General features: G+C 57.3%; 11 protein-coding genes. 4 read left to right on the top strand and 7 right to left on the bottom strand.

The features are described from left to right. Positions 1–30: 30 nt before the first annotated feature. Together Q0650_RS18405 and Q0650_RS18400 are read right to left on the bottom strand one after the other, a co-directional pair. Positions 31–1,641, bottom strand: a complete 1,611-nt coding sequence (locus Q0650_RS18405) for a PAS domain-containing protein (protein WP_298821674.1) — start codon at positions 1,639–1,641, stop codon at positions 31–33. A gap of 476 nt (positions 1,642–2,117) precedes the next feature. Next, positions 2,118–4,070, bottom strand: a complete 1,953-nt coding sequence (locus Q0650_RS18400; RefSeq protein ID WP_298821672.1) for an alpha-amylase family glycosyl hydrolase — start codon at positions 4,068–4,070, stop codon at positions 2,118–2,120. Positions 4,071–4,522: 452 nt separating this feature from the next. Between Q0650_RS18400 and Q0650_RS18395 the strand changes: the two genes are divergently transcribed. Both Q0650_RS18395 and Q0650_RS18390 read left to right on the top strand, forming a co-directional pair. Next, positions 4,523–5,296: an ABC transporter permease gene (locus Q0650_RS18395; RefSeq protein WP_298821670.1), complete on the top strand. Its 774-nt coding sequence runs from the start codon at positions 4,523–4,525 to the stop codon at positions 5,294–5,296. A gap of 35 nt (positions 5,297–5,331) precedes the next feature. Next, on the top strand, positions 5,332–6,375 hold the full coding sequence (locus Q0650_RS18390) for an ABC transporter substrate-binding protein (protein WP_298821668.1): 1,044 nt from the start codon (positions 5,332–5,334) through the stop codon (positions 6,373–6,375). A 57-nt stretch (positions 6,376–6,432) separates the two neighbouring features. On the opposite strand, the gene pepF is transcribed toward Q0650_RS18390, so the two are convergent. The 3 genes from pepF to Q0650_RS18375 all read right to left on the bottom strand — a co-directional run bounded on the left by pepF (position 6,433) and on the right by Q0650_RS18375 (position 11,260). Next, on the bottom strand, positions 6,433–8,241 hold the full coding sequence (pepF, locus tag Q0650_RS18385; protein ID WP_298821666.1) for an oligoendopeptidase F: 1,809 nt from the start codon (positions 8,239–8,241) through the stop codon (positions 6,433–6,435). Positions 8,242–8,365: 124 nt separating this feature from the next. Then, a complete protein-coding gene (locus Q0650_RS18380; protein ID WP_298821664.1) occupies positions 8,366–9,574 on the bottom strand; it encodes an MFS transporter in 1,209 nt (402 codons plus the stop codon). 78 nt (positions 9,575–9,652) lie between these two features. After that, a complete protein-coding gene (locus Q0650_RS18375) occupies positions 9,653–11,260 on the bottom strand; it encodes an amidohydrolase (protein ID WP_298821662.1) in 1,608 nt (535 codons plus the stop codon). Positions 11,261–11,697: 437 nt separating this feature from the next. On the opposite strand from Q0650_RS18375, the gene Q0650_RS18370 reads away from it, so the two are divergent. After that, entirely contained in the window at positions 11,698–12,990 is a 1,293-nt protein-coding gene (locus Q0650_RS18370) for a hypothetical protein (RefSeq protein WP_298821660.1), read from the top strand. A 75-nt stretch (positions 12,991–13,065) separates the two neighbouring features. On the opposite strand, the gene Q0650_RS18365 is transcribed toward Q0650_RS18370, so the two are convergent. Next, positions 13,066–14,409, bottom strand: a complete 1,344-nt coding sequence (locus Q0650_RS18365) for an NAD(P)/FAD-dependent oxidoreductase (protein ID WP_298821658.1) — start codon at positions 14,407–14,409, stop codon at positions 13,066–13,068. A 172-nt stretch (positions 14,410–14,581) separates the two neighbouring features. Further along, complete coding sequence (locus tag Q0650_RS18360; RefSeq protein WP_298821656.1) at positions 14,582–17,542, bottom strand: transglycosylase domain-containing protein; 2,961 nt, start codon at positions 17,540–17,542, stop codon at positions 14,582–14,584. 208 nt (positions 17,543–17,750) lie between these two features. On the opposite strand from Q0650_RS18360, the gene Q0650_RS18355 reads away from it, so the two are divergent. Then, positions 17,751–19,268 (top strand): DUF4129 domain-containing protein, encoded by a 1,518-nt coding sequence (locus Q0650_RS18355; protein ID WP_298821654.1) that lies wholly within the window; start codon positions 17,751–17,753, stop codon positions 19,266–19,268. The last annotated feature ends 54 nt before the right edge of the window (positions 19,269–19,322 follow it).

The raw sequence follows: 19,322 nt of genomic DNA, 5'->3' as shown, positions 1-19,322 counted from the left end.
AATTCACGCTTGCAAACGCTTTCTCAATTATTATAACTTGCGCGCGCCTGCGTTACCATTGCGTCGGCGCAGCGCAAATGCAATACCTTCTTGCAAATTGGGTTTTGAAACCATACCGGTCAATTCAGTGCCAATAGACACCAACGTTTGCGCCACTTCGGGACTGATACCGGTAATGATAACTTGCGCCCCCAGTAATTTTGCCGCTTGCGCTGCCCGGATTAACGCTCCTGCTACCTGCGTATCCACTATCTGGACGCCGATAATGTCAAGAATCGCCGTTTGCGCGGCAAAACGTGCAACCCCTTCTAGCAGGGTTTCCATAATCTGCATGGCACGATTGCTGTCAATGGAACCGACAATCGGCATTGCGATGACCTGATCGGCAATTGGTAGTAATGGAGTGCTCAACTCTCGCAGCAATGCCTGTTGCGCTTCGATAATCTGCTCTTGCATGCGACGGCGTTGTTCTTCCAGGTACAACTGTTCGCTGAGATCACGATTAATCGATGCAAACGCGATCGGCTGACCTTGTTCGTTAAAGATCGCAATCCCTGATGTATTCATCACTACTGTCGAACCATCGCGATGGCAATAACGGAACTCCTGATTTACTTTCGTTCCCTGCAACACGCTCCTGGTCAAGACAGATAATTGTGACAGTGAGTCAGGATGCACGATCTGCATCGCATCCATACCGGTCAGCGATGGATAGCCTAACATTGCTGCCATTGCCGCATTGGCATATACAATCTGAGAATTGGGATCAGCGACAATAATACCATCCGAGGCATTATCAACCAGCGCTTTAAAGATTCGCAATTCCGCCAGACGCTGCTGTGCTTCAGTCACATCTTCATATATCGCCAGCACACCGATAACCTCACCATCTCGCATCAACGGTAATTTGTCGGTGCGCAGCCAGATGCGCGATCCATCGGCGCGTGTCAACGGCTCTTCAATGCGCAACTTTGGCCCATGCTCCATGACAGCCCGATCATCCGCCTGATAGAGAGGCGCCTGTTCGGCCCAAGGTAATTCGTCATCGGTCTTGCCAACAATCTCATCCAACGAATTCAATCCGGCATCCGCCAATAAGCGCCGGTTCGCGCCCAGATAGCGCGAGTCGCGATCCTTCCAAAACACCGCTTGCGGCAAACTATCGATGACCAACTGTAACATCTCTCGACTAGCCTCTGCCTCGCGTCGCGCTTGCCCGACCGGCCCCACATCATACGCTGTAGCCGATGCGCCAGCATAGTTCCCATCTGCATCATAACGCAATACAATTGACCACAATCCCTGAAACTCACTACCGCGCGGTGATTGTACCCGACACTGAAGTGTAAGGTGAGTCGATCGCAAGCGTATCGCTTCATAGAATGCTTGCCGCACTCGTTCACGATCTTCTTCCACAATCACTGCAAACAACGACGTACCGACACTTTCTTGCAGCGTTGTTTGAAAGACTCGTTGCGCAGTTGAATTGAGGTAGAGGACTGAGCCATCTGCTGCCGAATCGACGATCAGCGCATTGGACGTATCGACCAGGTTTTTCCAGTAGGCAACCTGTTCCTCCAGGATAGCAATTTGGGCGCGCAGGCGATCAACTTCGTGAGCTAACGTGTCAGCATCTGTCATAAACAACCTCGTAAGGGTATCTGGTAGCCGATGAATAGAGCCGCGATCATTCGCAATCAACAACACTCAAAACACAAACCCAGACTCCGGGTACTGACACGCATCCTGCCTGCGCGCTTGTATATGAAGAGACAGCTTTACGTTGAATGAACCCGTTGCGCAAGCTGTCTGTCACCAGCCACGGCTTGCGTAACTGAGAGACGAAGACAGGAAAACGATAAAATCTTCAGTGCTATTCTATGCTTATAGAATGCCAGAGTCAATCTAACACAACCATATAATCTCAACATGCGCAATTACTGTTAAAGTGGCACACCCTTCTCGCGTTCCGTATGCGCAGAAGCCTATCAACTATAGGGAACGTTTGGTGAAAGATGATATGGTCGCGTCGATTATGAGGTGATTAGCTTCGGTAAAGCCTGTACAATACCCCCGCTGCGCGCCATCACTGACGCGCAGCGAGGCGCCGGGCAGCGTTAGCGCTCGGGTGTCAGCCACACAAACTGGTACGGCGCCAATATCAGTGCCTCGTTTGCCGACACCGTTCGCTCGCCAACCAGATCGAAGAGTTCGTTGCCTGGGCCATACATGCGCAGGAGATTGCCGGCAATCGTTTGCGAATACTCGGAGAAATTCGCCAGCACAAATACGCGCTGTGAACCGCTTTGCCGCACATAGGCCAGCACATGCCGGTTTTCGCTGCGCGCGATCTCCATGCCCCCATCACGTAACGCCGGCAACTGTGCGCGCAGACGGATGAGCCGCACCAGTTCCCCGAAAATCCTGCCGGCCACCGTTGTTGTGTCGTGGCGCTGATCCATCGCCGCCTGATTGCGTTTAGGACGATGAACCCACCGGCTATCGGCGGCTTTGGTCGGGTCAGTTACGTAGCGGTAGTCGTTGAGTGTGCCCACTTCGTCACCCACATAGATCAGTGGAATGCCGCCGATGCTCAGGATCACGCTGTGCAGCAACAGGATGCGCCGAATAGCAATGTCGATCTGGTTTGGATCGCCGCTGCCCAACGCTTGTTCCAATCCGGCCAACGAGGCCAGCGTGCCAGAGACCCGCGCATCACCGGTATCAGGGTTCTCCTGGAACGGTAAACCGCGGGCAAATGAGCCGGGGAATCGACCGGTGTAGAAGGTGTTGAGAAACTGGCGATGCCCCCACGGATCGATCCCCACTGCGCGCGCATCGTTGTCGTCAAACGTCCAGCCAATATCGTCGTGTGAACGCAGGTAGTTGATCCAGGCGCATCCCGCCGGCAAGCGAAACCGATGGCTGAGTGAATGGGCTAATAACTTGACTTCACGGGTTGCTAACGATTCCCATAACAGCGCCATTAACAGTGGATTGTATGAGAGTTGACATTCCCACGGGCTGATGTAGCTGAGTACATCGTCAGGATGCACAATCGCCTCAGATTTGAAGAGGAGTGCCGGCGCAGCAATGCGGGCAATCGCATTGAATGCCTGAATGATCTGGTGCGCTTCGGGTTGATTCTCGCAATTGGTACCCAACCGCTTCCAGATGAACGGCACTGCATCGAGTCGCAGTACGGCTATTCCCAGGTTGGCGAGAAAGAGCATCTCGCCGGCCATTGCTCGAAATACTGCCGGATTCGCATAGTTGAGATCCCATTGAAAACTGTTGAATGTCGTCCAAACCCAGCGCTGCATATCAGGCCGCCAGGTGAAGCTGCCGCGACGCACGGTCGGGAAGATTTCGCGTAGGGTGCGTTCGTATGCGTCGGGCATTGAACGATCGGGAAAGAGAAAGTAGAACTCCTGGTAATCGGGATCACCGGCTTGCGCCCGCCGTGCCCATTCATGCTCGTCGGAGGTGTGGTTGAACACAAAATCCAGGACAAGGCTGATTCCCGCTGCGTCAAGTTCGCGCGCCAGCCCGGCTAACTCCGCAGTTGTGCCGATCTGCGGATTGATCCGCCGGTAACTGCTGACTGCGTAGCCGCCGTCGTTGTTGCCCTCCGGCGCTTCAAACAGTGGCATCAGGTGCAGGTAGGTGAAGCCTAGCTCTTTAAAATAAGGAATGAATTCGCGCAAACGGTTTAGCGTGCCGCAGAAGCGATCAACATAGAGCACACCACCCATCATGCGCTCAGATTGGAACCATTCAGTATCTGCCTCACGAGCAGCATCGCGCTGCTTCAACCAGACTGGTCGCTCACACCAGCTCTGCGCCATCGCCAGCAATAATTGCTCGAGGTGATAGAAGAAGTCGTACTGCGTCCCATACAAGCCAAGTAACAATGCAAAGAGACGTGGCCATTCCCGACGCAAGCGCTGCTCGAATACCGTCCAATCATCAGCACTGCCGCCGGCATCGGCAAACGCTTGCGCCACTCGCGGTAATAACCGCGCTAACGAACGCGCTGCTTCGCGTTGAGTGCGCTCACCTTCGTACATATTGCTCCCTCAATTAGCAAACTGCCTGCTCTGGCAGTTGTTTCCGGCGCAAGTATGACCGAAAAGGGCAATTTTGGCAACGGATGGGCATCGCCTTGAAGAGCGACAGGGATGGGGAGACCGGAAGCGGCAGGAGGTCGCCAGAGCAGGTGACAGATCCAATAACGAACTGTCGCGACCACTGCAACAGCAGCTTTCCCCCGGCTTCCGAACTCATTGACGACGAATACACCTACCACCCCAGGTAACGGTTCGACTGACAAATGCCCGATGATAGCGAGCGATGATGAAAGACCAATTCCGCAACGTCTCGTTACCATCAGGCCCGCTAACGCGAGTATCTTACATTGCGCGAAACCTGCTTTCCATCAAACAGACGGCGAAATGCCCTCTCACGCTCATCGCAGTGGATCCGCCATCTTCCCGCTCGCTTCATGGTAAGATAAGGCGCTATGGAAAGACATATCACGCCACACAACCTGATCCGTCGCATTGGACCGGCGTTGTTGCTCGGAATTGCCATTCTCGTCGCGCTTGAATGGGGTTTGCCGGCTGCCGGCATTCCTGTCTATTTGTTACCGCCACCGTCGCGAGTGGTAGCCGCTGCCCTCCAACCAGAGGTGCGCTTAGCCTATCACACGCTTGCAACCGCCAACGCGGCGCTGATCGGTCTTGCCATCGGAGCCTTCATGGCGTTCATGCTGGCGATCGCATTTCTCTTCCTCCGTCCACTCGAAGATGCGCTCTACCCGTGGGTCTTGCTCGGTCAAAGCCTGCCATCAGTCGCACTGGCTCCACTGCTCACCATCTGGCTCGGTAGTGGTCTGGCTCCTCGCGCCGCTATGGCGGCACTCTTCGCCAGCTTTCCGCTCTTGATCGCTGCCATCAGCGGCCTGCGCCGCCCCGCCCCGGAACAACTGGCAATGATGCAAGCGTATGGCGCATCGCAATGGCAAATCTTTCGACTGCTCCGCCTGCCGGCAGCGTTACCGTTCATCTTCAGCGGCCTGCGCGTTGCCGGCGCGCTGGCAGTCATCGGCGCCCTGGTCAGTGAACTGTCGGGCGCCGGTCAGGGTCTCGGCTACCTGATCACCACCTCAACTTACCGGCTGGCCACCGATCGCGCGTTTGCTGCGGTTGCTGCCGCCGCCGGATTGGCGCTAGCCCTCCACGGCTGCTTTCTCTGGCTCGAACGCATCGTCGTCTATTGGGAACGAGATCGGTAACGTGGCGTGGTGCAATGTGATGAGAGGTTATGGTTATGGCGCGTCGTCATCTTTTTATTCTACTTATTGTAGTACTACTTACTTTTACTACCGCCTGTGCCAGTACAAACCCGGCCACCAACACGCCGGCTACTACCAATGCGCCTGAAGTCACTGAGGTCACGATGCGGTTACAATGGCTGCCGCAATTTCAGTTTGCCGGCTATCTGGTTGCCGAAGCGCGCGGCTACTACCGTGACGCCGGCCTTTCGGTGACAATCCTGCCCGGCGGCCCAGACGCTGTGCCGCTGCCACTGGTAGCTACCGGCGCCGATACCTTTGGCAGCACCGGTGCCGATACGGTATTGATCAGCCGCGAACAGGGCATCGAAGTTGTCGCGCTGGCAACCTGGTTTCAGGCCAGTCCGGTGGCTTTTATGGTGCATCGTGACAGCGGGATTCGCTCGCCGCAAGACTTCGTTGGTCGGCGGGTTGGTATGTTCTACGGCGATAATGTTGAGACCGAATACCGGGCTTTACTGGCAGCAACCGGTGTCGATCCGGCCAGCGTCAACGAGATACCCGGCGATTACAGCCTGGCCCCCTTCCTCGAACGACAGGCCGATGTCTGGCCGGTTTATGCAACCGACCAGCCCTACACAGCTCGCGCCGCCGGCGCCGATATTGAGCTGATCGTCGCCCGTGATTACGGGGTCGAGCTGATGGGTGATGTTCTCTTCACCACTGCTGAATTTGCGCGCAACAACCCTAACACGGTACGCGCCTTCGTACAGGCAACGCTGCGTGGTTGGGAAGAGGCGCTAACCGATCCGGCAGCGGCAATCGACATCATTCTCGCTCGCAGCCCCGACTTCGACCGCGGTCATCTTGAGTTTGAAGCCACCGAAACGATCAAACTGTTGCGTTACGGCATCGGCGCGCAGTGCGTGGGCGCTAGTGACCGTCAGCTCTGGGCCAAAGAAGCGGAATTGTTGCGTTCGCTGGGGGTGTTGCAAACCAGTATCGATCCGAACACGGTCTTGTTAACCGATGCGGTGGATGAATACTACCGCGCGCGCGGGATCGAGTGTGGCAGGTAACTACATCAGAAAGCATGGCCGCTTATGGGCGCGGCCATGCTTGTTTGTCAGGCAATCCTACCCTGCAATCGCTTCCAGTTGATCAACCAGATCGGCAAAGGTATCCATTGCCGCCTGAATTGGCTCCGGCGAGGTCATATCGACGCCAGCGTCACGCAACAACTCGATTGACGAACGCGACGAACCGCTGCGCAAGAAGCGTAGATAGCGCTCAATCGCCGGTTGGCCCTCATTGATAATTTGCCGGCTGAGCGCCAGCGCTGCCGAGATACCAGTTGCATACTGGTAGACATAGAACTGGTAGTAGAAGTGGGGAATGCGCATCCATTCATAAGCCAGTTCGTCATCGATCACCAGCTCAGGGCCGTGATAACGAGCTACCAGATCGCGATAGTGCTGGCTAAGCACATCGGCAGTCAATGGCTGACCGCGCTCGGCCCGCTCGTGCATCCACAACTCGAATGCGGCAAACATGGTCTGCCGGAAGATGGTACCGCGAATCTCCTCGATCTGTTGAGCCAGCAGGCGCCGCCGCAGCGCCTCATCAGCGCCACTTTGCAACAGATGGTGCGTAAGCAGCGCCTCGTTCAGCGTCGAGGCCACTTCGGCGACAAAGATTGTGTAGTTGCCGTACACAAACGGTTGGGTGGCGCGGGTGAAATATGAATGCAGCGAGTGGCCTAACTCGTGGGCCAGGGTGAAGACATCGCGCAACCGATCCTGGTAGTTGAGCAAGATGTATGGCGGTGTGCCATACGAACCACCACTGTAGGCGCCACTTCGTTTGCCCACATTCTCGTAGACATCGATCCAGCGCCGGGTAAACATCTGCTCGAGCGCCGCACTGTACTCGGCCCCAAGCGGACGAAAGGCGGCGCGCATCAGGTCGCACGCTTCCTGATAAGGAATGGTCAGCTCAACATCGGGTACCGGCTGCACGTAGAGGTCGTAGAAATGCAGCTCATCCAACCCCATCAGTCGCCGCCGCAACGACAGGTAGCGATGGAAGCGTGGCAGATTGGCCTCAACTGTCGCAATCAGGTTGTGGTAAACCTCAACCGGAATTTCGTTTGGAGACAGTGCCGCCTCAAGAGCAGATCCATAATTGCGCAATCGCGCTTCGATCACGTGCGTGCGGATCGCCGCGCTTAACGTGGTGGCAATCGTGTTACGGAAGGGCAGAAATGCGCTATAGTAACCTTTAAATGCATCTCGCCGCACCCGTCGATCCGGACTCTCGAGCAACCGACCGTAGCGGGCATGCGACAACTTCACCGGCTGACCGTGTTCATCCTCGACCGTGGGAAATTGCAGATCCGAGTCGGTCAGCATTGAAAACGTCGCGTATGGCGCGCGCGCCACATCACTATACGCCGCCATCACCTGCTCAACTTCTGCCGAGCGAATATGCGCGCGCTGCCGATTCAGCTTCTCAAGTTCGTAGCGGTAGACCTGCAAATCAGGAGTAGACTCCAGCCAGGATTCAATTGTCTCGGCGGGAATGGTCAAAATCTCCGGTTCGATAAAGGCCAACGCTGCCTGTATGCGCGCCGCAAAGCTGCTAGAACGCTCGGCCAGGCCTTGCCCAACCGGATTAGTGCCGTCGCTGTCTTTCAAATGCATTGCGTAGACGTACAATGCATACAATCGACGCGCCACCTCATCGCGCAACGTCAACCCTGCTAGCAACTGCGCTGGCCCCTGCGCCAGCGTGCCTTGCAACGCCGCCAGCTCATGGGCGCGCTGCTCGACGGCGTTCAGCTCTTGCTCCCAGGCAGTCACATCGGCAAAGATCTGGCTTAGGTCCCAGGTATACTCAACCGGTAGTTCGGCGCGAGTAGGGACATTGTTAGCCGTCACTGTCATTACAGTTCCTTTCTAAGCCCACCGTTTCAGTGAGATGATACTATTTATTATAAGCTGTCTTATCGAATGCTGGCATAGCAACCATTGCCAAATGCCGCAACCGCGCAGCGCGGAACAATTTGCCCTAGTCTCCCTGTGATGGCGCTGCTACCGTTGCTGATGCCGGCTCGGTCACAACTGAACGAGTGCGACCGGGTAGGGTCAAGGCGAGTGCCGCCGCCGGTAAACCGAGCAAGGTTACTCCGATCATCACCATCTCTAACCCGATCACGTCGGCCAGCATACCACTCAGCCAGGTGCCAATCGCTCCGGTCGCAAAGGTAAAGCCCAGGATCAATCCTGAAGCCAGCCCTTGCCTGACCGGCAGCATGCGCTGGGCATGCACCACCAGGATGCTGTGCTGACCCCCGACCAGCATGCCGGCCAGACCGCAGGCAATGAAAATTGCCCACAATGGTGTAGCCAGAAAACAGGCCAGTCCAGCCGGCACACTCAGGATGAGCGGCCAAACAGTCGCCGCCCGCATGCCAAACCGATCGGCCATCCAGCCATTCAGGACATTGCCCACTGCTGCGCTTGCCATAAACACGCTGGCCAGAGCGCCATAGACAGCGGGTTCCCATCCGCGATCGCTGAACAATTTGGGAAGAAACGACTGATACACTGCCTGTATCGACGAGCGCACCACGACCAGAGCGATAAAGGCGAGCAAGATCGCAATCGCCAGCGTCGTCCAAACCTGCGGCGCATTCGAAGCTGGAGCGCGAGTAGCGCGCCGACTCCGCGCAGTCGGCTGAGCCAGTAGCAACACGATTGCCGGCACACTGGCGGCCAAAGCCATCGGCATGATACCCGGAGCGCCGGCAGCAGCCAGCGTAAATCCGGCCAGCAATGGCCCAACTGCGAAACCGGCCTGCCCGCCAAAGAAAAAGATGGCCGTGGCGCTGGCCGGTTTATCGGGCACGGCAGCCGCGGCGCTGGCAGTGCCGATTGGGTGGAACAGTCCACTGCCCAGGGCAGCGAGCAAGAAACATGGCAACAGCACCGTCCAACTGGGTGCCAGCGCTACACCGATGTAACAGAGAGCCATCCACACTACGCCGAGCGCAGCCAGTTGGAGCTTGCGACCCGGCAATCGGTCGGCAATCCAGCCGAAGAGCGGTTGTGAGAGAGCGCCAAGCAGGGTATAAACGGTCAGCGCCAGACCGATCTGTTGATTGCTGAGATCGAGTGGTTTGGCCAGCACTGCTAGCAAGACCGCACCGACGCTATTCAGAACATCAACCATGAAGTGGCCGCCAACAACCGCCGTAAAGACCCGATTTCGCCACATGGATGGTCATTCCTTTCTCTGCAACAGTTGCGCAATCGTTTTTATAGCGCTGAGCCATCGCGAGTACGAACCTCTGCATCAGACCTGACTCGAACGCTCAAACATCACGCGCCCACCCACTATCGTCAGATCAGCGCGCAAGGTATGCAGAGCGGTTGCCGGCACCTGGAACGGATCGCCATTCAAAACAACCAGATCGGCCAGCATGCCAGGAATCAATCGCCCTTTGCGCTCGGCAGCGGCTTCGGCCAACGCCGGGCCGACACAGTAGGCTGCTAATGCTTCAGCGACAGTTAGTTGCTGCTCAGGATACCATCCACCTTCCGGCTTGCCATCAGTCGTTTGACGGGTTACAGCAGCGTGGATACCTGCCCACGGATCAAGCGTTTCAACCGGTGCATCAGAGCCAAAGGCCAGCGTTGCGCCGGCATTGAGGAGACTACGCCAGGCATAGCTGGTTGCGCAACGCGCACCCCACAGCCGTTCAGCCATCGCCATATCCGCAATACAATGGATCGGCTGCATTGAGGCAATGACTCCGAGTTCGGCAAAACGTGGTATATCGCGCGGATCGAGGATTTGAGCGTGCTCAATCCGGTTAGGGAAGGCAAGCCGGGCAGCAGTCAGGCGGGCAGCGGAAATGGCATCGAGCACGCTGCGATTGGCAGCATCGCCAATCGCATGAACCGCAACACTGATACCGTGAGCGTTGGCCCGCGCCACAATCGCTTTCACTTCGGCAGGTGGAATGACAGCAATGCCGGTATGATTGCGACCTTCATAAGGCGCCAGCATGTGGGCGCTCTCGGAACCGAGCGAACCATCGGCAAACAATTTCAATCCGCCGATGCGGAGCCAGTCGTCACCCAGGCCGCTCCGTAGCCCCAGCGCAATAGCATGATCGAGCTGCGCTCCGGCAATATGCATCAGAACGCGCAGCTTGAGCTTGCCGGCAGCGCGGGCACCTTGCAGATCGATTAGTGTGTCCGAGCCATCAGATGGATCAGTTGATGGCGGCACATGCAGACCGGTGAGACCGTAACTCAACGCCTCATCGATTGCCAGCTCGAGCGCAGCGAGACGCTCAGCGCGGGTCGGCGGCGGCACAATAGTTCGCGCCAGCTCCATCGCCGCTTCGAGCAAGATACCGGTTGGTTCGCCGTGCTCATCGCGCTGGATCTGACCACCATCAGGATCGGGGGTTGCTGCGGTAATGCCGGCCAGGGCGAGCGCGCGGCTGTTAACCCAGAGTGAATGGCCATCCTTGCGCCACAGAACGGCGGGTCGATCCGGACACACGCGATCGAGATCGGCGCGGGTAGGCCAGCGTCCACCCCAGAGGGTATGATCCCAACCATTGCCACGCAACCAGGCATCTGGCGGAAGACGCCGCGAAGTAGCAGCAATCTGTTCCAGCGCAGTGGCAAGATCAGGGCAGCCGGTAAGCCGCACCTCCTGGCGCGCCAGACCGTACAAGACGACATGAACGTGCGCATCGGTCAGACCCGGCACGACAGCCCGTCCCTGCAAATCGATCGGCTCAATCTGCGGCCCGGCCACAGCTCGCACTGAGTCTTCATCGCCAACGGCCAAAACTTGTTCGTTGCGAATTGCCAGCGCCTGCGCCACCGGCTGAGCCGGATTGAGGGTGTAGATCGGGCCGTTATAGAGTACCATCGTGGTCATTGCGTTCCTCTCGTCAGTTATCGCGTTGGCGAATCCCGCACACCCTGCCTGTCCCGGCGTAGGGGCATGGCGGTGCCGTACCCCTTTGAATCAGGAGGTTGAGACGTTGCAGTAGAGACGTTGCAGTGCAACGTCTCTACTATCGGCGTTTTATTTCACCACAGCGCCTCATCCTACGAGGCATCTTCCATTCTGTCAAATCTGAGTAGTCAAATATTTACCAACCATAGTATATTCTTAACTTTCGAAGTTTCAACTTTTCGCCACACTAACAGGCATGGTATGATATGTCAGAGTTTTGCACATATTATGATTCATTGATGTCCATCCCCAACGCCACAGCGTAAGGGTGTGCGCCTGACGAGGGATGATGTCCGCAGAGCGTAGTGTCTCATGTTCATCCGCAAGACCGATCGTTGCCAAGCAGGAGGCCGGCAATGAGCAATCCACGCTCGAACTATGCGCTTGCAGGCGCAGCCCTCTTTAATCCGATGGCGGCGATGTTTTGGCTCGATGTCGCCCGTGGGCAGCGCCCCGGTCTTGGGCTGGCGCTGGTCAGCGCAGCAGGCGCAGCCTGTGCCGGGCTGGCTGCCGATCCGCGTCGTCATCCCTGGCGGGCACTGGTCAGCGGGCTGGCCGCAGCAGCAGGCGCAGCCGTGACCGGTTGGTCATTGCAACGGTATGTCCGGTGGGTCGAAGGCGATCAAGAAGATGCGCCGGCCCCACCAAACGCTCACGACCTGCTGGGGCCGGCGATCGCGACGTGTGCCGCTGCGGTCGGTGCGGCGGCGCTGGTGGGGCGAGCGCCAGAACAGTACATCGAATACAGTGGCCGGCATGGTGATTACCGGTGGATTGCAGCCAATCCGCACCCGGCTCAACGCTGGCTGGCCTGGAGCGGTTATCTGGCGCATCAATTGGCGATTTGGGGTTGTGTCTATGCCGGTCAGCGTCAGCGCCTGCGCTACACCGCCGATCTCCGCCGGCTCAACTGGATCGCGCTGGCGGTCAATGCTGGCGGCGTTCTTTTGCACTATCTCCAATCCCGTTATACCTACGACGGATTGGCTCGCGATGTGCCAGAGGGCAGCGCATTGGGATCGGTCTCGTTTATTCTGATGATGACCTTAGCCCTTGAAGCGCCGCGCCGAGGTCTCTTTTTCGGTAGCCGAAAGGTGCTGCCACCGGCGGAATTGGTGCGTTTTGCCCGTCGCTTTCACGGCTATATCTTCTCATGGGCCGCAACCTACAATTTCTGGTATCACCCGATCGATCCTAAACCGCTGCACTACACCGGTCTCTTCCATACGCTCTTACTCTTTGTGCAGTCGGCGTTACTCTACACCCATGCCCATCGCGATCCGCGCTGGACATTAGCGCTCGAGATGATGGTCTTGCCACACGCAGTCGTTTCTACCCTCTATAAGCGCAGCGGGTTAGGCGCAATGTTTACCTTCAGTCTGCTGGCAATGTTCGTGATGAACCAGATGCACGGCCTCAATCTGCCGGCGCGAGCGCGGTGGAGCATTGGCGCTGCCTATGCCGCTTCGGTCTTGAGCTATTACGGCGCGCGGCGCCAGTGGCGCCGATTGCCGGATGTGCTGCGCGTGCCAATACTTGAGTATGGGGTATTGGGGTTGCTGGTGCTCTTGACTTTGCTGATGCGAGCACTGCGGCGAATGGCAGTGGAACCCGGCCATCAGATGGCGCAGGCACAACGTGATTCATAGCGGCAGTGCGAGCTGTCGCTAAACGACAGCCCTGCCCTGCGCGCCTGCGCCATCGTTATCGCGTGATCGCCCTCATCAGGCTGCCGCCCGCGCTGCGGCAAACACTGCTTCACTGAGCGTCGGGTATGCGGCAAAGATAGCCGACAGATCGGCGAGGGTCGCACCGGTTTGAATTGCCAGCGCTACCGGCGCCAGCAGATCGGCTGCATGCGCGCCCACAGCAACGCCACCACGAATCTGACGGCTGGTTGGATCGAATGTTAACTCGATCCACCCTTCAGTCGTATTTGCTAAATACGATTTGAGTGACACGGCATATGAGGCACGCGCGCGCTGTAGCTCATCAGTACTACCGGTAACGATTCCAACCTGGGCAATTTCTGGCACCGTATAGACCGCGCTGACCACAGTGTATGGGCAATAGGCCGGCGTGGGGACATCAGCAGCAGTCCGACCGGCCACCCAGGCCTGGGCCAACGCGCGATTGGCCAGCATCGGCCCACCAGCGGCGTCACCGACTGCGAAGATATGGCTCACTGCTGTGCGTCCGTAACTATCCACCGTGACCTGGCCGTTGGCATCTACCGGCACCCCGGCAGCAGCAAGATTGAGGCGACTCAGATCAGGAACCCGCCCAATCGCCAGGAAGGCCATTGCAGCGGTATAGGTCGTGCCATCAGTCGCGGTCACCACAACGCCATCTTCAGTTCGTTCGGCGCTGGTCACATCAACCTGGTGAATCGCCACCCCCTGAGCCGTCATCGCCTCAGCCAGGGCCGCGCCAGCAGCCGGGTCAAACATCGGCAACACTCCAGGTAACCCCACCAGCCACGTTACTTTGACACCGAGTCGGCTGAAGAGTGAGGCAAACTCACTACCGGTCGGACCGCCACCGATGACGATCATATCCGGCGGTAGCGCACTCAGATGGCTGGCAAAGCGCGGCGCAATAATCCGCTGGCCATCAGGCTTCATCGTTGGCGGGAAGCGCGGCACTGAACCGGTTGCGATAATCACCGCATCGGCAGTCAAGGCCTGTTGATTGTCATCACTGCGCACAATCAACTCGTGAGGACTGCTAAACGCGGCTACGCCATTGATGACCTTCACGCCGGCAGCGCGCAAACGTTGCGTCTCGCGCTCACTCCACTGACCGGCAACCTGCTTGATTCGATTTAGCACTGCCACCGGATCTACTTGCGCGCCATGACTCGTCACTCCTGCCACACTCGCATGAGCGACCTCAGCCGCAACTTCAGCGACGTGCAGCCACACTTTGCTCGGCAACAGACTATCCCAACCGGTGCGGCCACCGATCGGCCCCTCACTGATCAAGGTCACCTGTGTGTTAGCCTGGGCGGCGGCCACTGCTGCCTCAACTCCCGCCGGACCGCCACCGATCACAACAATCTGTTTCATACCCGTACCCCATCATCTGGATGGTGTGAGAAACTGGTTACCCGTGAAATACGATGCATAGAATCGACGAAAAGTTACACTCTGCCGACAGCACAGGCAACCAGTGCTCATAACTCAAACCCGTCAGCAGCATCCCGCCCCTGAAGAATCCACAACGACGGCAAACACTCGTTCACTCTTCTGGTGGCGGTGATTCGGGCGCTGGTGCCGGTTCCGGATCGGGCGCGCGAATGCCCAGCACAATCGTAGTATCGGGCAAAATCCATTCACCTGCCGCCGGCAGTGAACTCAACACTACATACGGCCCATACCGATAATAGTCCTCTCCGGCTCGATCCGGCCCTTGATAATCGACGTAGATCCGAGCGGGATCAATTCCCAGCAACGCCAGCGCATCCTTAGCCTGATTTTCTCCTAACCGACGCAAATCGGGCATCAGGATTGCCCCCTCAACCGGCGGCACCGGAATGGGTGGCTGGAACATTGCCTCAGTGCATTCAGGTAGATCTTCGTATCTCAGCGAGACGGTTGCATCGCCACCACGCCACTTATACTCAACCTTCTCATTAGGATCGGGCGGTGGCAATTTCCATAGATAGATCTCGCGTACCAGCTCAGGCGGATAAGCAGCCTCAGGCGCCGGACGACAATACGCGCCATCGATCAGAGCACTCAGATCCTGCGCTGGCGGCGACTCCTTGGGATCGGTCGGTGGTGGTAGCGGAGGATTGGGCCGCAGATCACCGGTGCTCGTCCACTCTTCGGGAGTGGGAATACGCACTACGATAACCTTATCATACGCCGAGCAGAGACCCTCAATCGCAACCTGACCGACAACACCGGCAGTCGGCGTGGGGTTCAGCAATGCCGCTTCTTCCAACTGCTTGAGCATTGCGCGGGTAAACAGCTCTTCACGGTAGCCGCCGAAGGGGCCAGGCAATTCGCAGATCGGACGACGCTCAACCTCTTCTGGCAATGTAAACTCGGTCGGTAGCTCGTTATTGGGGAAAGGAGCGGTGAAGAGTTCACGGTAGCGTTCATCCTCGGCTATCAGACGGAAGATGCTCTCCATGACATTGCGCCAGATAATCCCGCCGCCGGTCAAACTCTCTACCCGCGCCGTCGGTTCATTATTGTTGTTGCCTGTCCAGACGCCGACAGTAACGAATGGCGTATAGCCAACGGCCCACGCATCCCGCCAATCGTTGGTTGTGCCGGTCTTAACTGCGGCAGGCAGACTTAACCGCAACGGACTATTAAGCCCCCAGATCGCCTGGCGGGCGCGGTCATCACTGAGCATGTCTGAAATGATCGCGACCAAAGCCGGATCGACTACCTCTTCACCAGGGGTTTGGCTAAAACGTTCCAATACGCGGCCCTGCGAGTCGGTAATTTCGAGGATCGCTACCGGCGCAAAGTAGCGACCACCGCTGGCAAGCGTATTATAGGCTGTAGTCAGCTCCAATGGCGACACCTCGCCCCCGCCAAGGGTCAACGACAGACCGTAAAAATCGGCGCCGCGCTTAAGACCGGTGCGAATACCGACTCGTTCGAGCAACCGAATCGTATAGTCAATCCCGGCAAATTTTAGCGCCTTCACTGCCGGCATATTGAGCGAATTAGCCAGCGCCGTGCGAATCCGGATTGGTCCATTCCACTGACCGTTATAGTTCTGTGGCGCGTACCAATCACCGGTACCGGTGGGAAATTCAGTTGGCACATCCCACAAGACAGTCTCCGGCGTCATACCCTGTTCCATTGCCGCCAGATACGTAAATGGTTTGAGCGCCGAACCGGGTTGACGTTCACGGGTCGCCACATTGACCTGTCCATCGAGCACATTCCCCGACTCGCCGGGTGTTGTTGTAGGTTTGACCGCGTTGTAATCAATGCTACCGACCATAGCCAGAATCTGGCCGGTGTTCGGCTGCATAATCACTACCGCAGCGTTGTGGATATTTCGCGTTTCCAGCTCGGTAATGCGGGCGAAGGCTGCGGCCTGCGCCATACGTTGCAATTGCAAATCAAGCGTGGTGGTGATACGCAATCCGCCACCATACACAATCTGGGCACCGTAGCGTTGCAGAAGCAGGTCACGCACATAGAAGACGAAATGAGGTGCGTTGAGCGGCGCCTCCTGCGGCGCGAAACGGAGTGGCGTAGCCAACGCGCGACGAGCCTGCGCCTCAGTTACATATCCATCTTCGACCATGCGACGCAACACAGCCACTTGCCGAACACGGGGTAATGGCGTGTTAGCAGGGAGACGGGCATTTGGATCGAGCCAGTTATCACCGACGTAGACCGGCGGCAAATAGCCACCCTGCTCATCGCGCTCGAGATAGTTCACCGGATTATAGACCGATGGCAACTGGGGCAACCCGGCCAGCAGTGAAGCTTGATTAAGGTCAAGATCGGCGGCGCTCACGCCAAAATAGACCTCACTGGCCGCTTGAATGCCGTAGGCCAGATTGCCGTAGAAATTCTCGTTCAGGTACAGTTCAAGAATTTGATCTTTGGTATAGATCCGATCCAGCTCTTGAGCCAGAATGATCTCTTTCAGTTTACGTTCATAGCGACGCTCCGGCAGTCGCTCTTCCGGCGTCAACACGCTATTCTTAATCACCTGCTGGGTGATCGTCGAAGCGCCTCCGGTCTCTTCACCTGCGCGCAGACTGTCGATCAGGGTTCGCACAATTCCGGCGAGATCGATACCGGGATTGGTGTAGAAGGTTTTGTCTTCGATAGCGATAGTGGCCTGAATGAGAAGCGGACTAATCTCGTCAATCGAGACTTTGGTGCGTTTGCCAGTATCAAAGAACTCGTAGAGCAGCTCGCCATTCCGATCAAAGATGCGCGAGTTTTCAAACAGCTCGCGGTTATCGAGTAAAGCCAGTCGCGGCTTCAGACTCTCGGCCACCTGCGCATAGGCGTTGTATGCCAGCCCGACCAGAGCGAACAGCCCAACAACCATCAAGCCAAGCGCAGCCAGCAAGACATTGATGATCCAGCGACCGGCAACTGGAGGCGGCACCGGCCTGCCGCGCAGTAAACGAGGAGGCACATGGCGGCGACCATTGCGACCATTGCGGCCATTGCGACCATGAGCATGCAAACGACGTAAACGAATCATACTATCCTTAACACGCAGCGCATAGATGCACTCGATGCAAAAGATCACAACATAACGCCGGCGCAGGCGTCGCGGGTAGTATAGCACGATGAGCTAACATCGTACCTGATGAGCAGGTGAAAATACGATCGAGTACAATACCTTTACACTGATGCGACAACCTGCGCTATCGGGTTTTGGCACGTGTGCAAAAACGGATACCATCGCAATGACCCAACCATCACTTCTTGGCCCGGCATTCATCATCGCCATCCTCATTACGCTCCCGCTAACCATGCTGAGCGAGCGGGTTTCTGCGCATACCGACTGGCAATCGATCTGGTTGAGCGGCGCCAGTGTGCTGGTGAGCCTGGAAGCAATTGCATTGCGTAGCCGCATGGTGGCTGGCTTGCACGAAACCCATGGTGGCGCAGCGCGTTATCTCGCTGCCGAGGTGTTTGGATTGGTGGCGCTGGCCCGGATTGTAGCCACGCTTGGCCAGGGTATGAACGGCATCACCGCGATCGCAACGTGGATCCCCGATCCGCTGGCTGCATTCGACGTTCCCTTCCTGTTTTGCCTGTTTGCCCTGCTGTTCGTCGCCATTCTCAGCCGTAGCGGGATCGCTGCCATCGCTGCCCTCACTCCTAACCCACCCCTTAAGACACCTTTGCAGAGTCTGGATTTACTGTTCTACCGCAGCGACGCCGTGGCGCGGCGACAGGCAGCAGTCGATGCGATCAGCCGCGGCGTTATCTGGGGTGGGCTGGTGATGGCCCTGAGTTTCGATCCGCAACAGATCCCGTCCGGTTTGGGATGGACTGCGACAGGCATCATGGCGATCTATCTGGGTGGTGGTCTCATCCTGATCATGCTTGCGCAACAACGGGCGCGTCTGGCCGATTGGCAGAGCGAAGAGGCCGAAATCTCTTCTGACTTGAATCGGCACTGGAGCCGGATCAGTATAGTAGTGATCGGACTGATCATCCTGTTTGCAGTATCTCTCCCCGGACAACAGATTTCCCTGATACCAGCCGAATGGCGCGAGACGATGCTGGTTCTGGCAAGTATCATTTTATTGATTACACTCATCCTCGCCCTCTTCTTCATCGGGCTGGCAAGTCTGATCGCGCTCCTCCCCCTGCTCCTGTTGATGTTGCTTGACCGGTTTCAGAATTCCGACATAGCCCCGGCTCAGCCACTGCAACCGCCTGCCATCGCAGCGCCGCCAGAGAGTGAACCGTTCATCTGGGCTGGAATCATCTTCTGGATCTGTATGTTATTGCTGGTCGGACTGGCATTCTGGACAATCATTCGGCGTCAGGAATGGATGCACAACGTAGCTGATCAATTTCAGCATTGGTCAGAGCAGTTCGTAATGGCGCTGCGGAAATGGCGCTTTGGGCGGTGGCGATACCGGCGAAAGCCAGTCGCCAATCAGCGACGCCAACCGACCACTAAACAGGTCAGGTTGACGGATATAGCAATCACCAGTTATCACACTGCGCTACGCGAAGCTGCCCGTTACGGCTACCGACGCTATCCCTCGCAGACACCGGCTGAATTCGCTGCGATGATCACGAAGCAATTGCCAGAAGGCAGTCCCGAGTTAGAGGCGCTCACCGAAGCGTATCACCGCGCTGCCTACGCGCGTCGTTCCACCGATCGAAAGGAATGGCGTCAACTCGGCACATGGCTGCGCCAGTTCCGGCGGAGACTGGCGCAGGCGATAGCCGATAGCCGATAGCCGATAGCCGATAGCCGATAGCCGATAGCCGATAGCCGATAGCCGATAGCCGAT

The organism is uncultured Chloroflexus sp. (genome assembly GCF_937129525.1).
Lineage (GTDB): Bacteria > Chloroflexota > Chloroflexia > Chloroflexales > Chloroflexaceae > Chloroflexus.
This window is presented reverse-complemented; position numbering and strand designations above follow the sequence as displayed.

What these genes read in the sequence shown, in the direction of transcription:
- Q0650_RS18405 (WP_298821674.1), bottom strand. Translation starts at nt 1,641, where the DNA reads ATGACAGATGCTGACACGTTAGCTCACGAAGTTGATCGCCTGCGCGCC.
- Q0650_RS18400 (WP_298821672.1), bottom strand. Translation starts at nt 4,070, where the DNA reads ATGTACGAAGGTGAGCGCACTCAACGCGAAGCAGCGCGTTCGTTAGCG.
- Q0650_RS18395 (WP_298821670.1), top strand. Translation starts at nt 4,523, where the DNA reads ATGGAAAGACATATCACGCCACACAACCTGATCCGTCGCATTGGACCG.
- Q0650_RS18390 (WP_298821668.1), top strand. Translation starts at nt 5,332, where the DNA reads ATGGCGCGTCGTCATCTTTTTATTCTACTTATTGTAGTACTACTTACT.
- pepF (WP_298821666.1), bottom strand. Translation starts at nt 8,241, where the DNA reads ATGACAGTGACGGCTAACAATGTCCCTACTCGCGCCGAACTACCGGTT.
- Q0650_RS18380 (WP_298821664.1), bottom strand. Translation starts at nt 9,574, where the DNA reads ATGTGGCGAAATCGGGTCTTTACGGCGGTTGTTGGCGGCCACTTCATG.
- Q0650_RS18375 (WP_298821662.1), bottom strand. Translation starts at nt 11,260, where the DNA reads ATGACCACGATGGTACTCTATAACGGCCCGATCTACACCCTCAATCCG.
- Q0650_RS18370 (WP_298821660.1), top strand. Translation starts at nt 11,698, where the DNA reads ATGAGCAATCCACGCTCGAACTATGCGCTTGCAGGCGCAGCCCTCTTT.
- Q0650_RS18365 (WP_298821658.1), bottom strand. Translation starts at nt 14,409, where the DNA reads ATGAAACAGATTGTTGTGATCGGTGGCGGTCCGGCGGGAGTTGAGGCA.
- Q0650_RS18360 (WP_298821656.1), bottom strand. Translation starts at nt 17,542, where the DNA reads ATGATTCGTTTACGTCGTTTGCATGCTCATGGTCGCAATGGCCGCAAT.
- Q0650_RS18355 (WP_298821654.1), top strand. Translation starts at nt 17,751, where the DNA reads ATGACCCAACCATCACTTCTTGGCCCGGCATTCATCATCGCCATCCTC.